This is a genomic window from Caballeronia sp. SL2Y3 (assembly GCF_022879575.1).
GTDB lineage: Bacteria > Pseudomonadota > Gammaproteobacteria > Burkholderiales > Burkholderiaceae > Caballeronia.
This window is the reverse complement of record NZ_CP084260.1, coordinates 1,892,612-1,905,436: the sequence shown is the minus strand read 5'-3', so window position 1 is coordinate 1,905,436 and position 12,825 is coordinate 1,892,612. Positions and strand designations below refer to the sequence as shown.

Below are 12,825 nucleotides of genomic sequence, written 5' to 3'. Positions count from 1 at the left end.
TTTGCTTTTCGTCATTCTATGGATAAGGGGTTACCGTGAGCCGTCGTCGAGTTGTTGTTACAGGCCTTGGGCTCGTTTCGCCTGTCGGCAATACTGTTGCCGACGGCTGGGCCAATCTGGTGGCGGGCAAGTCGGGCATCGCCAACATCACGAAGTTCGACGCCGCGAACTTCTCCACGCGTTTCGCGGGCGAGGTGAAGGGCTTCAACATCGAAGACTACATGCCCGCCAAGGAAGCGCGCCACATGGATACCTTCATCCATTACGGCTTCGCGGCAGGCGTTCAGGCGATGCAGGACAGCGGCCTTGCGATCACCGACGAAAACGCGGAGCGCGTGGGCGTCGTGGTCGGCTCGGGCATTGGCGGGCTGCCGATGATCGAAGTCACGCAGACGGAACTGCTCAATCGCGGTCCGCGCCGCATCTCGCCGTTCTTCGTCCCGGCGTCGATCATCAACATGATCTCGGGCCATCTGTCGATTCGCTTCGGCCTGAAGGGTCCGAATCTGTCGATGGTAACGGCGTGCACCACCGGCCTGCACTGCATCGGTGAAGCGTCGCGCCTGATCGAATATGGCGACGCCGACGTGATGGTCGCGGGCGGCGCGGAAGCGACGGTTTCCCCGCTCGGCATCGGCGGCTTCGCTGCGGCGCGCGCGCTTTCGCAGCGCAACGACGACCCCGCGACGGCCAGCCGCCCGTGGGACACCGACCGCGACGGCTTCGTGCTCGGCGAAGGCGCGGGCGTCATGGTGCTCGAAGAATACGAGCATGCCAAAGCGCGCGGCGCGAAGATCTACGCGGAAGTGCTCGGCTACGGCATGAGCGGCGACGCTTACCACATGACCGCGCCGCCCGAAGACGGCGACGGCGGCCGCCGCGCGATGGTCAACGCGCTGAAGAACGCGAAGGTCAATGCGGACCAGGTCAACTACGTGAACGCGCACGGCACGTCCACGCCGCTCGGCGACATCGCGGAAACCATCGGCATCAAGCGCGCGCTCGGCGATCACGCGAAGAACATCGTCGTGAACTCCACGAAGTCGATGACCGGGCACTTGCTCGGCGGCGCGGGCGGACTGGAGTCGGTGTTCACGGTCCTCGCCGTGCATCATCAGATCTCGCCGCCGACCATCAACATCTTCAATCAGGACCCGCAGTGCGACCTGGACTACTGCGCGAACACGGCGCGGGAAATGAAGATCGACGTCGCGGTGAAGAACTCGTTCGGCTTCGGCGGCACGAACGGCTCGCTCGTCTTCAAGCGTTTCTGAGCACGGCGCACTCGTCGGGATGGGGGACACGATGACGGGCGCGCATCTGAATCGGCCGCATGGGGAAGCGGGCACGCCGCCGCGCATCCCCATGCGGCCTTCGCGCTTCCTGCTCGCGGCGCTCATCGGTTTTGTCGTTCTGGCGGACGCGGCCGTCTTCCGGGCTGTCTTTGCGCAATTAGGGCCGCTTCACGCAACCGTGGCCGCGCTCGCGTGTCTAGCGGTCCTCGCGCTCGCGGGCGTGCGCTGGACGCTGCGCCAACCGGCGGCCATCGGCCTGCACGCGGACGGCGTCACGGTGTGGAACCGCGCGGGCTACGCGCAGTACCGGCGCATCGTCGGCTGCGCGCAATGGGGCGTGGTCGTCGCTCTCACATTGTCATCGGAAAATGGCAGGCCGCGCGCGCTTCTCGTCGCGGCGGATTCCATCGATTCCGACACGTTCCGCCAGCTTGCCGTGCGCGCCCGCCGCGCGGCGAGCGCCTACCTGTAACGACTGTAACGGTAGATGAGCGTCCGGGATAACGCGAAGTCCGTGACGCTACAATACCCGTCCGCGCAACAGCCCCAAGTCAAACGGATTCCCAGGTGAGCGAAAAAGAAATCGACCAAGTGCTGGTCGAACGCGTGCAAAAGGGCGACAAAGCCGCGTTCGAACTGCTGGTCGCCAAATACCACCGCAAGATCATTCGACTGATCTCGCGCCTCGTGCGCGATCCCGCCGAAGTCGAGGACGTCGCCCAAGACGCCTTTATCAAAGCCTACCGCGCGCTGCCGCAGTTTCGCGGCGAATCCGCGTTCTACACCTGGCTGTACCGCATTGCCGTCAACACGGCGAAAAACTACCTCGCGACGCAGGGACGCCGCGCTCCCACTTCTACCGAAGCAGATGCGGAAGAAGCGGAAACTTTCTCCGACGCCGACCAACTAAGGGATATCAACACGCCCGAGTCAATGTTGATGAGCAAGCAGATCGCTCAAACGGTCAATGCTGCGATGGCGCTTCTGCCCGAGGAATTGCGCACCGCCATCACGCTCCGGGAAATCGAAGGATTGAGTTACGAGGAAATCGCGGAGATGATGGACTGCCCGATCGGCACCGTCAGATCAAGAATTTTCCGTGCTCGGGAAGCCATTGCGGCAAAATTGCGTCCGTTGTTGGACACACCCGAAGGCAAACGCTGGTAAGCCGGCTGGAACTTCGGGACAGGGACGCGATATCTGGGTTAGGTGGTGTCACTACGGCTGGTTTCGAAGGATTGGGGAGCATCATGGGGTCGGTCTCGATGCAGGCGCAGGGAAATTCGCAGGCAAGCTCGCGCGGAGAGCGCGTGTCGTCGTTCGTCGACGGTGAATCGCTCGGCGAAATCGGAAACATCGGTCAGTTCCTGGCGGAACTGACGAGCGAGGACCGCGCGGCGTGGTCCGACTATCATCTGATCGGCGACGCGCTGCGTTCCGACGATCTCGCCGAAAGCCCGGCGCGCAGCCGCGCGTTCATGGCGTCGTTCGCGTCACGCTTCGAGGCCGAAGCGCACGTGCTGGCGCCTGCGGCCCTGCCAGCGGCGTCGGCGCAAAAGGCGCGCAGCGGCATGCTGCGCCGGCGCGTGGTTCCGGCGTTCGCGGTGGCGGCCGCTGCGGCCACGCTCACGTGGATCGTCGTGCCGCAAATGCAGGGCGTCGGCTCGCAGTCGGGCGCGCAAGTGGCGAGCGTCGCGCAGCCGGATTCGGTGCAGCGCGTCGCGCTGGCGTCGGTGCCGGCCGTGACCACCGCCGCGCCGGTCGTCGAGGCGAACATCATCCGCGACGCGAATCTCGATCAATACCTGGAAGCGCATCAGCAGTTCTCGCAGCAGCCTGCGATGCCCGGCGCCATGCCACTGATTCGCGCCGCGGTGACAACGCAGAGCCAATAACTGAAGGCAGGTGTGCGGTTGAATAAAACTAGATATTGGGGGCGGCTGCCGGCATTCATGTTGTGTGCAGCCGCGTTGTTGTGCGCGGCATCCGCATCGTTCGCTGACAGCGGCAACGCGCCGGATCGCAAAACCGCCGCCAACCTGCTCAACCGCATTCAGGAAGCGGCCCAGCAGCAGAATTACGAGGGCACCTTCCTTTATCAGCGCGGCGCGACGGTGCAGTCGTCGCGCATCACGCACGTCGCCACCCGCGGCGACGGCGACTACGAATCGCTCGAAAGTCTCGACGGCGCGCCGCGCCGGATGCTGCGCCACGACGACGACATGCTCACGTTCGTGCCGGAGCGGCATCTGCTCGTCATGGAGCATCGGCAGAGCAAGGATTCGTTTCCGTCGCTGCTCGCCACGAGCGGCGATCAGGTGCTCGCGGTGTACGAGCCGAAGCTGGTCGGCACCGACCGAGTCGCGGGCATCGAGAGTCAGGTGATCGAGCTCGATCCGAAAGATGCCTATCGTTTCGCCTACAAGCTGTGGGCGGACGCGAAGACCGGTCTCTTGCTGCGCGCGCAGACGCTCGATCCGGACGGCCAGGTGCTCGAACAGCTTTCGTTCTCGCAGGTGCGCATCGGCGGAGCAATCGATAAAGCCTCGATCGCGAACGGCATGCGCGCCACGGCGGGCTGGAACGTCGTGCGCCCGCCGGTGCAGCCGGTCGACATGCAGGCGCAGGGCTGGCAGATCAAGCCGACCATCCCCGGCTTCAGGCTGATCCGCCAACTGCGCCGGCCCATGGCGTCGAGCGAGCAGGGCCAGCCGCCGATTCCGGTCGATCAGGCAGTGTTCTCGGACGGCCTCGCTGCCATTTCCGTGTTCGTCGAGCCGGTCGAGAAGAATTCCCGCAAGGAAGGCGCGGGCAATAACGGCGCAACGCATGTGCTCGTGAAGCGTCGCGGCGATTTCTGGATTACTTTGCTGGGCGAAGTGCCGCAAGCCACGTTGCAGCAATTTGCTTCTACCATAGAATACAAGCCTTCCAAGTAATCGAATCCCTCGGCCTTCCATCCATGAGCAACTACTCGCTGCGCAAGTTCATCGCGGCCGCGGCGCTCGCCGTGTGCCTGCCGTTCATCTCGCACGCGGCGGCGGCAGCGCCCACGGTGAACCTGCCGGACTTTACCTCGCTCGTCGACAAGGTCGGGCCTTCGGTCGTGAACATCCGCACGACTTCGCGCGTCGGCTCGTCGGGCGAGTTGCGCGGCTTGCCGCCGGGCCTCGACGAAGGCGACATGTCGGAATTTTTCCGCCGCTTCTTCGGCATTCCGATGCCGGGACAGCCCGGCTCGCCGCGCGGCAACGGCGGCGGTGGCGGCGGTGGTGGTGGCGGAGGCGATCAGGGCAAGGGCGGCAGCCGCAGCCTTCCCGATGACAGTCAGGACAACTCGGAGCAGAGCAGCGGCGTCGGCTCGGGCTTCATCCTCTCGACCGACGGCTACGTGATGACCAACGCGCACGTCGTCGACGACGCGGACACCATCTACGTCACGCTCACCGACAAGCGCGAGTTCAAGGCGCGGCTCGTCGGCGTCGATGAGCGCACGGACGTCGCGGTCGTGAAGATCAGCGCGTCGAACCTGCCGGCCATCACCATCGGCGATTCGAACAAGGTGCGCGTCGGCGAATGGGTGCTCGCCATCGGTTCGCCGTTCGGGCTCGACAACACGGTGACGGCCGGCATCGTCAGCGCCAAGGGCCGCGACACCGGCGACTACCTGCCGTTCATCCAGACCGATGTCGCGGTGAATCCCGGCAATTCGGGCGGTCCGCTCATCAACATGGCGGGCGAAGTCATCGGCATCAATTCGCAGATTTATAGCCGCACCGGCGGCTTCATGGGCATCTCGTTCGCGATTCCGATCGACGAGGCGATGCGCGTGGCGGATCAGCTGAAGACGTCGGGCAAGGTCACGCGCGGGCGCATTGCGGTCGCGATCGGCGAAGTCACCAAGGACGTCGCCGATTCGCTCGGCTTGCCGAAGGCGCAGGGCGCGCTCGTCAGCAGCGTCGAGGCGGGCGGGCCGGCCGACAAGGCGGGCATCCAGCCGGGCGACATCATCTTGAAGTTCAACGGCGCGAACGTGGAAACGGCGACCGACCTGCCGCGCATGGTCGGCGACAGCAAGCCGGGCATGAAAGCGACGATCACCATCTGGCGCAAGGGCCAGTCGCGCGATCTGCCGATCACCATCGCGGAAATGCAGCCGGACAAGGTCGCGAAGACCGAGCAGCGCCGCGCGCCGCAGCCTAAGGAGCGCGCGAGCAATTCGCTCGGCCTCGCGGTGAGCGACATTCCGGCTGAGCAGAAGAAGGCGCTCAAGCTCAGCGGCGGCGTGCAGGTGGATGCCGTCGAAGGGCCGGCGGCGCGTGCGGGCTTCCAGAAGGGCGACATCATCATGCGAATCGGCGATACGGACGTCACGAGCGCGAAGCAGTTCGAATCCATCGCGCAGGGGCTCGATGCCAGCAAGATGGTCGCGATTCTCGTGCGCCGTGGCGACAACACGCAGTTCGTGCCGCTGCGACCGCGCGTGCCGGCGCAGAAGTGACGACCGCGCGATGAGTGAAGACCACGCCGCGCTTTTCGTGCTGTACGGGCGCGCGTGGTGCCATCTGTGTGAGGAGATGCGCGCGGAGCTCGAACCCATCGCGCAACGCTTCGGCGTGGCGATCGAGTGGATCGATATCGACGACGATCCGCTCTTGGAGGCGCGCTACAACGAGCGCGTGCCGGTGCTGATGCTGGACGGCGTCGAGTTGTGCGAGCACCGGCTCGACGCGGATGCAGTCCTGGCGGCGCTCGCCTCGCGCCGTTTGTAGGTCAAAGCGCAGCCGAACGCCGAAAACGCCTGTCCACCCCCTTTTCGGCTAAAATGCAGAAGTTTTCCCCCAATTTTTCAAGGCGTGCTCCGCATGTGTGAGGGCGCGCCTTTTTCGCTTGATCGGCACTGAATGAATCATATTCGTAACTTTTCGATCATTGCGCACATCGATCACGGCAAGTCCACGCTCGCGGACCGCATCATCCAGTTGTGCGGCGGGCTGTCCGATCGTGAGATGGAAGCGCAGGTGCTCGATTCGATGGACCTGGAACGCGAGCGCGGCATCACGATCAAGGCGCAGACGGCGGCGCTCACCTACAAGGCGCGCGACGGCCAGGTCTACAACCTCAATCTGATCGACACCCCCGGACACGTCGACTTCTCGTACGAAGTCAGCCGTTCGCTTTCCGCTTGCGAAGGTGCGCTGCTCGTCGTCGACGCGAGCCAGGGCGTCGAGGCGCAGACCGTTGCGAATTGCTACACGGCAATCGAACTGGGCGTCGAAGTCGTACCGGTGCTGAACAAGATCGACTTGCCGGCCGCGAATCCGGAAAACGCGATCGCCGAGATCGAAGACGTGATCGGCATCGACGCGACGGACGCCGTGCATTGCAGCGCGAAGACCGGCCTCGGCGTGGAAGACGTGCTCGAATCGCTGATCGCGAAGGTGCCGCCGCCGAAGGGCGATCCGGACGCGCCGCTGCAGGCGCTCATCATCGACTCGTGGTTCGACAATTACGTCGGCGTCGTGATGCTCGTGCGCATCTTCAACGGCACGCTGAAGCCGAAGGACAAGATCAAGATGATGGCGACCGGCGCTCAATATCCGGTCGAGCATCTTGGCGTGTTCGCGCCCAAGTCGACCAACCTGTCGCAATTGTCGGCCGGACAGGTCGGCTTCGTGATCGCGGGCATCAAGGAACTGACGGCCGCGAAGGTCGGCGACACCGTGACGGTCGCGAATCGTCCGGCCGCCGAGCCGCTGCCAGGCTTCAAGGAAGTGAAGCCGCAGGTTTTCGCGGGGCTGTATCCGGTCGAAGCGAATCAATACGATGCGCTGCGCGAATCGCTCGAAAAGCTGAAGCTGAACGATGCCTCGCTGCAGTTCGAGCCGGAAGTGTCGCAGGCGCTGGGCTTCGGTTTCCGTTGCGGCTTCCTCGGCCTCCTTCACATGGAGATCGTGCAGGAACGGCTGGAGCGCGAATTCGACATGGACCTGATCACCACCGCGCCGACGGTGGTGTACGAAGTCGTCCAGCGCGACGGCAGCACCATTCAGGTCGAGAACCCGGCGAAGATGCCGGAGCCGTCGAAGATCGAGGAAGTGCGCGAGCCGATCGTCACGGTGAATCTGTACATGCCGCAGGAGTATGTCGGCTCGGTCATCACGCTGTGCACGAACAAGCGCGGCCAGCAGATCAACATGCAGTACCACGGCCGTCAGGTTCAGTTGACCTACGAAATCCCGATGGCCGAGATCGTGCTCGACTTTTTCGATCGCCTGAAGTCGACGTCGCGCGGCTACGCGTCGATGGACTACGAGTTCAAGGAATACCGCGCGGCGGATGTCGTGAAGGTGGACATGCTGATCAACGGCGACAAGGTCGATGCCTTGTCCGTCATCGTTCACCGCTCGCAAAGCCAGAGCCGCGGCCGCGAAGTCGCGTCGAAGATGCGCGAACTGATCCCGCGCCAGATGTACGACGTGGCGATTCAGGCGACCATCGGCTCGAACATCATCGCGCGCGAGAACATCAAGGCGCTGCGCAAGAACGTGCTCGCGAAGTGCTATGGCGGCGACATCACGCGCAAGAAGAAGCTGCTCGAAAAGCAGAAGGCGGGCAAGAAGCGCATGAAGCAGGTCGGCTCTGTCGAGATTCCGCAAGAGGCTTTCCTCGCCATCCTGCGCGTGGACGAATGACGTTCGCGCGCCGCCGGGCGCAGAACAACAACCGACGATAACAACCGGAAGCGATTGATGAATTTCGCATTGATTCTCTTGATCCTCGTCGTGGTGACGGGTATTGCATGGGTGCTGGACAAACTCGTGTTCGTCAAGCAGCGCCGTCGCGCGGCGGACGCTGCCGTGGCCGAGTTCGACCGCCAGCAGGAACGCGTCGGCGAGCGCTTTGCCGATGAAAACGCCGATCAAACGCGCGCGCGCCTGCGCAACGAGGCGCTGCGCCAGCCGTGGTGGCTCGAATACACGGCGAGCTTCTTCCCGGTGATTCTCGCAGTGTTCGTGGTGCGCTCGTTCATCGTCGAGCCGTTCAAGATTCCGTCCGGGTCGATGGTGCCGACGCTGCTCGTCGGCGACTTCATCCTCGTGAACAAATACGAGTACGGCCTGCGCCTGCCGATCAGCAACACGAAGCTGACGCAAGGCAAGCCGCTCACGCGCGGCGATGTCGTCGTGTTCCGCTACCCGAAAGACGAATCGGTCGACTACATCAAGCGCGTGATCGGCTTGCCGGGCGATACCGTCGCGTACGAAAACAAGCAGCTGACGATTAACGGCAAGCCGGTTCCGGAAACGCCGCAGCCGGACTACTTCGACGACGAGCGCATCGGCTACGCGAAGCAGTTCATCGAAGATCTCGACGGCCGCAAGAACGCCATCCTCAACAATCCGCAAGTGCCGCCGTTCGTCGTCGGCGCTGACGACTTCCCGTACCGCGACAACTGCGTCTACAACGCGCAAGGCGTGACGTGCAAGGTGCCGCCGGGCCATTACTTCATGATGGGCGACAACCGCGACAACAGCGCCGACAGCCGCTACTGGGGCTTCGTGCCGGACAACAACATCGTCGGCCGCGCGTTCTTCATCTGGATGAACTTCAGCAACCTGAAGCGCATCGGCTCATTCGAGTGATCCATCGCGGTGCCGTCGCGCTCGCGTCGGCGCTGCTTCGAAACGGCGTGAAGAAGCGCGGCTAAGACCGTCTCGCCACGCGTTTTCCCGGCTCGCCGGGCGGAATCGGCCGCCCGCGCGGGCGCGTTATACTCTGTCCATGCCATCTTCTCCGTTGGAAAGCCGGCTGCAGTATGAATTTCGCAATGCGGAATTGCTGCGCCAGGCGATGACCCACCGCAGTCACAGCGCCACGCACAACGAACGGCTCGAATTTCTCGGCGACTCCGTTCTCAATTGCGTGGTGGCGGCGCTTTTGTTCCAACGTTTCAGCAAGCTCGACGAAGGCGACCTCTCGCGCGTGCGGGCGAACCTCGTCAAACAGCAATCGCTTTACGAAATCGCGCAGGCGCTCAATGTGTCCGAAGGCTTGCGTCTGGGCGAAGGCGAACTGCGCAGCGGCGGCTTCCGGCGTCCGTCGATTCTGGCGGACACGCTCGAAGCAATCTTCGGCGCGATCTTCCTCGACGGCGGCTTCGACGCCGCGTTTGCCGTCATCAAGCGTCTCTATACGCCGGTGCTCGATCACATCGATCCGCGCACCATCGGCAAGGACGCGAAGACGCTGCTTCAGGAATATTTGCAGGGCCACAAGATCGCGCTGCCGACTTACACCGTGGTCGCGACTCACGGCGCCGCGCATAACCAGCAGTTCGAAGTCGAATGCTCGGTGCCCAAGCTCGATGTGAAAGTGTCCGGCTCCGGCGCGAGCCGCCGCGCGGCGGAACAGGCGGCGGCCAAGAAGGCGCTGGATGAAGTCATGGCCGCGGCGCCCACGCTCGGCGTGAAGCCGAAGCGCAAGGGCGCGCGCGCCGCCAAGCTCGCGCAGGTGGAAGTGGTGCCGGGCGTGACCGGCGTGCAGGCCGCGCTCGACTTGCGTTCGCCGGAGCGCCGCGAGCGCGATCGTCAGCGCAACCATTCCGCCGATGCGAGCGCGTCCGCCGAGCCGACGCCCGCCGCGCCGCTTGCCGTGATTCGCGCAACGCACGTCGAGCCGTCCGCTGCGTCGTATGCAGCCGCCGAGAAGCCGGAGCGGCACGTCATCCATCGCCCGGAGAAGGCGGTGAAGGGTGACGCGGCGCAAGCGACGGAGGCGAGCGCCGACAACGCGCCGCCCACCGACGACGCGCGCAGCACCGCCAGCGACGACGCCCCGGCCAGCCGCGTCGTGCGCGCCGCCGACGCCGGCCACTGACGCGCCTTCAGCCGCACATGCGCCATCGCGCCCTCGCAACATCGCGCTCAACGAACCTTCGCCGCACACCACTATGAACGCTCCCACATCTCCCGGTTTCCGCTGCGGCATGGTCGCCATCGTCGGCCGGCCCAACGTCGGCAAGTCGACGCTCATGAACGCGCTCGTCGGCCAGAAGGTGAGCATCACGTCGCGCAAGGCGCAGACGACGCGCCATCGCATCACCGGCATCAACACGGTCGAGGACGCGCAGTACATCTTCGTCGACACGCCCGGCTTCCAGACGCGCCACAGCGGCGCGCTCAACCGCTCGCTGAATCGCGCGGTGACGTCCACGCTGACGTCGGTCGATGCGATCCTGTTCGTGATCGAAGCGGGCCGCTTCGGTCCCGACGACGAGAAAGTGCTCGACCTGATTCCGGCCGGCACGCCGACGCTTCTGATCGCGAACAAGCTCGACCGCGTCGGCGACAAGGATTCGCTTTTCCCGTTCATGCAGCAGATGTCCGCGCGGCGCGACTTCCGCGAAATCGTGCCGCTCTCGGCGAAGAATCCGGACGACATCAAGCGGCTCATGTCGGTGGTGAAGCCGTATCTGCCGGAAGGCGAGCCGATTTACGGCGAGGACGATCTGACCGACCGCAGCGAACGCTTCCTCGCAGCGGAAATTCTGCGCGAGAAAGTCTTCCGCTGGACCGGCGACGAGTTGCCTTATACGAGCACCGTGCTCATCGACAAGTTCGAGACCGAAGGGCGCCTGCGCCGCGTGTTCGCGACCATTCTCGTGGAACGCGACGGCCACAAGGCGATGATCATCGGTCAGAAGGGTGCGAAGCTGAAGCAGATCAGCACCGAGGCGCGGCTCGACATGGAAAAGCTCTTCGACGGTCCCGTGTATCTGGAAACCTTCGTCAAGGTGAAAAGCGGCTGGGCCGACAACGAAGCAGGCCTGCGCGCGTACGGCTACGAGTGAGGCCCGGACGACGCTCATGGACGCCGGCTCGAACGACGCGTGGATGACCCCGCCCGCCGACGATCGTCCCGAGGACGACTTCGGCGCGAGCGAGCGCCCGGCGCCGAAGCGGCGGCGGGCATCGTCGTCAACAGCCGCGGGCACGGGCGGCACGGGCACGAACGCCCAACGCCCGCGCCCGCGCTCCGACTTTCGCGTCAGCGAGCAGCCGGGCTTCGTGCTGCATAGCTATCCGTATCGCGAGACGAGTCTCATCATCGACGTGTTTTCGCGCGATCACGGACGCATTGCGCTCGTCGCGAAGGGTGCGAAGCGGCCGCATTCCGCGCTGCGCGGCGTGCTGCAAACCTTCCAGCCGCTCGGCCTTTCGTGGACCGGCAAAGGCGAAGTCCGCACGCTGACCACCGCCGAATGGGTCGGCGGCATGCTGCCGCTGCGAGGCGACGCGCTCCTGTGCGGCTTCTACGTCAACGAACTGCTCGTCAAGTTCTGCGCGCGCGAAGACCCGCATCCCGCGCTCTTCAATCACTACGTGCTGACGCTGTCGCGGCTCGCGCACGACGAGCCCGCCATTCAAGTGCTGCGCTCGTTCGAACGCGTGCTGTTGCGCGAAACGGGCTACGCGATGGCGCTCACGCGCACGGTGGCGCGCCAGGCCGTGCTGCCCGAAGGCCGCTACACGTTCGATCCCGAGCGCGGCGTGCGCGAAGCGTCCGACGATCTCCCCGCGCAATGGCCGGTCATTGCGGGGCAGACGCTCATCGACATGGAGCGCGACGACTACACGAGCCCGCAAACCGGCGCGCAGAGCAAGACGCTGATGCGCTTTCTGCTCAACTATCATCTGGGCGGCGCGCCGCTCGCCACCCGTCAGATTCTGATCGACCTGCAAAATCTATGAGCTTCTTTCTCTCATCGCCCGCGAGCGTGATCGATCTCGGCGTGAACATCGATCACGTCGCCACGCTGCGCAACGCACGCGGGACGTCGTATCCCGACCCCATTCGCGCCGCGCTCGCCGCCGAAGAAGCGGGCGCGGACGCCATCACGCTGCATCTGCGCGAGGATCGGCGTCATATCGTCGATGCCGACGTGCGCACGCTGCGTCCGCTTTTGAAAACGCGCATGAATCTGGAATGCGCCGTCACGCGCGAAATGCTCGATATCGCGTGTGAAATCAAGCCGCACGATGTCTGCCTCGTGCCGGAAAAGCGCCAGGAATTGACGACCGAAGGCGGACTCGACGTCGCCGGCCAGTTCGAAGCGGTGAAGGCCGCGTGCGCGCAGCTCGCGGGCGCGGGCAGCCGCGTGTCGCTTTTCATCGATCCCGACGAGACGCAGATTCGCGCGGCGAAGGAAGCCGGCGCGCCCGTGATCGAACTGCACACCGGGCGCTATGCCGAAGCGCACGACGAAGCCGGGCAGCAGCGCGAATTCGAGCGCGTCGCGAAAAGCGTCGAGTTCGGCAATTCGCTCGGCCTGAAAGTGAACGCGGGCCACGGGCTGCATTACACCAACGTGCAGCCGATCGCCGCGCTCGATGGCATCGTCGAATTGAACATCGGGCACGCAATCGTCGCGCACGCGATCTTCGCGGGCTGGGACAACGCGGTGCGCGAGATGAAGGCGATCATGGGCGCTTCGCGTCTCGCCGCGCAAACGAAGCGTTGAGGCGGC

General features: G+C 64.5%; 13 protein-coding genes. All 13 read left to right on the top strand.

Translation table 11 applies throughout. From position 1 onward, the window contains the following. Nucleotides 1-35 precede the first annotated feature (35 nt). The 13 genes from fabF to pdxJ all read left to right on the top strand — a co-directional run bounded on the left by fabF (nt 36) and on the right by pdxJ (nt 12,819). On the top strand, nt 36-1,274 hold the full coding sequence (gene fabF / locus LDZ26_RS08985) for a beta-ketoacyl-ACP synthase II (RefSeq protein WP_244846918.1): 1,239 nt from the start codon (nt 36-38) through the stop codon (nt 1,272-1,274). Between the two features lie 19 nt (nt 1,275-1,293). Continuing rightward, nucleotides 1,294-1,767 (top strand): protein YgfX, encoded by a 474-nt coding sequence (locus tag LDZ26_RS08980; protein WP_244846917.1) that lies wholly within the window; start codon nt 1,294-1,296, stop codon nt 1,765-1,767. A gap of 95 nt (nt 1,768-1,862) precedes the next feature. Further along, a complete protein-coding gene (gene rpoE, locus LDZ26_RS08975; protein ID WP_159836660.1) occupies nt 1,863-2,462 on the top strand; it encodes an RNA polymerase sigma factor RpoE in 600 nt (199 codons plus the stop codon). Between the two features lie 83 nt (nt 2,463-2,545). Continuing rightward, nucleotides 2,546-3,190 (top strand): sigma-E factor negative regulatory protein, encoded by a 645-nt coding sequence (locus LDZ26_RS08970; RefSeq protein WP_244846916.1) that lies wholly within the window; start codon nt 2,546-2,548, stop codon nt 3,188-3,190. 57 nt (nt 3,191-3,247) lie between these two features. Then, nucleotides 3,248-4,234 (top strand): MucB/RseB C-terminal domain-containing protein, encoded by a 987-nt coding sequence (locus tag LDZ26_RS08965; RefSeq protein WP_244849120.1) that lies wholly within the window; start codon nt 3,248-3,250, stop codon nt 4,232-4,234. A 23-nt stretch (nt 4,235-4,257) separates the two neighbouring features. Continuing rightward, complete coding sequence (locus tag LDZ26_RS08960) at nt 4,258-5,796, top strand: DegQ family serine endoprotease (RefSeq protein WP_244846915.1); 1,539 nt, start codon at nt 4,258-4,260, stop codon at nt 5,794-5,796. A 10-nt stretch (nt 5,797-5,806) separates the two neighbouring features. Then, a complete protein-coding gene (locus LDZ26_RS08955; RefSeq protein WP_244846914.1) occupies nt 5,807-6,067 on the top strand; it encodes a glutaredoxin family protein in 261 nt (86 codons plus the stop codon). A gap of 132 nt (nt 6,068-6,199) precedes the next feature. Beyond that, complete coding sequence (lepA, locus tag LDZ26_RS08950; RefSeq protein WP_244846913.1) at nt 6,200-7,990, top strand: translation elongation factor 4; 1,791 nt, start codon at nt 6,200-6,202, stop codon at nt 7,988-7,990. Nucleotides 7,991-8,047: 57 nt separating this feature from the next. Continuing rightward, entirely contained in the window at nt 8,048-8,941 is an 894-nt protein-coding gene (gene lepB / locus LDZ26_RS08945; protein WP_244846912.1) for a signal peptidase I, read from the top strand. Between the two features lie 139 nt (nt 8,942-9,080). After that, complete coding sequence (gene rnc / locus LDZ26_RS08940) at nt 9,081-10,175, top strand: ribonuclease III (protein WP_244846911.1); 1,095 nt, start codon at nt 9,081-9,083, stop codon at nt 10,173-10,175. Between the two features lie 73 nt (nt 10,176-10,248). Continuing rightward, the gene (gene era, locus LDZ26_RS08935) at nt 10,249-11,148 is read left to right on the top strand and encodes a GTPase Era (protein ID WP_175944455.1); all 900 of its coding nucleotides are present in this window, start codon (nt 10,249-10,251) and stop codon (nt 11,146-11,148) included. 16 nt (nt 11,149-11,164) lie between these two features. Beyond that, nucleotides 11,165-12,049 carry a DNA repair protein RecO gene (recO, locus tag LDZ26_RS08930; RefSeq protein ID WP_244846910.1) on the top strand — a complete coding sequence of 295 codons (885 nt, stop codon included), beginning with the start codon at nt 11,165-11,167 and terminating at the stop codon, nt 12,047-12,049. Then, nucleotides 12,046-12,819: a pyridoxine 5'-phosphate synthase gene (pdxJ, locus tag LDZ26_RS08925; protein WP_244846909.1), complete on the top strand. Its 774-nt coding sequence runs from the start codon at nt 12,046-12,048 to the stop codon at nt 12,817-12,819. Before recO ends, pdxJ begins: the two co-directional genes overlap by 4 nt. Nucleotides 12,820-12,825 lie beyond the last annotated feature (6 nt).

What these genes read in the sequence shown, in the direction of transcription:
- LDZ26_RS08970 (WP_244846916.1), top strand. Translation starts at nt 2,546, where the DNA reads ATGGGGTCGGTCTCGATGCAGGCGCAGGGAAATTCGCAGGCAAGCTCG.
- LDZ26_RS08955 (WP_244846914.1), top strand. Translation starts at nt 5,807, where the DNA reads ATGAGTGAAGACCACGCCGCGCTTTTCGTGCTGTACGGGCGCGCGTGG.
- era (WP_175944455.1), top strand. Translation starts at nt 10,249, where the DNA reads ATGAACGCTCCCACATCTCCCGGTTTCCGCTGCGGCATGGTCGCCATC.
- rnc (WP_244846911.1), top strand. Translation starts at nt 9,081, where the DNA reads ATGCCATCTTCTCCGTTGGAAAGCCGGCTGCAGTATGAATTTCGCAAT.
- LDZ26_RS08960 (WP_244846915.1), top strand. Translation starts at nt 4,258, where the DNA reads ATGAGCAACTACTCGCTGCGCAAGTTCATCGCGGCCGCGGCGCTCGCC.
- LDZ26_RS08980 (WP_244846917.1), top strand. Translation starts at nt 1,294, where the DNA reads ATGGGGGACACGATGACGGGCGCGCATCTGAATCGGCCGCATGGGGAA.
- lepA (WP_244846913.1), top strand. Translation starts at nt 6,200, where the DNA reads ATGAATCATATTCGTAACTTTTCGATCATTGCGCACATCGATCACGGC.
- recO (WP_244846910.1), top strand. Translation starts at nt 11,165, where the DNA reads ATGGACGCCGGCTCGAACGACGCGTGGATGACCCCGCCCGCCGACGAT.
- LDZ26_RS08965 (WP_244849120.1), top strand. Translation starts at nt 3,248, where the DNA reads ATGTTGTGTGCAGCCGCGTTGTTGTGCGCGGCATCCGCATCGTTCGCT.
- pdxJ (WP_244846909.1), top strand. Translation starts at nt 12,046, where the DNA reads ATGAGCTTCTTTCTCTCATCGCCCGCGAGCGTGATCGATCTCGGCGTG.
- lepB (WP_244846912.1), top strand. Translation starts at nt 8,048, where the DNA reads ATGAATTTCGCATTGATTCTCTTGATCCTCGTCGTGGTGACGGGTATT.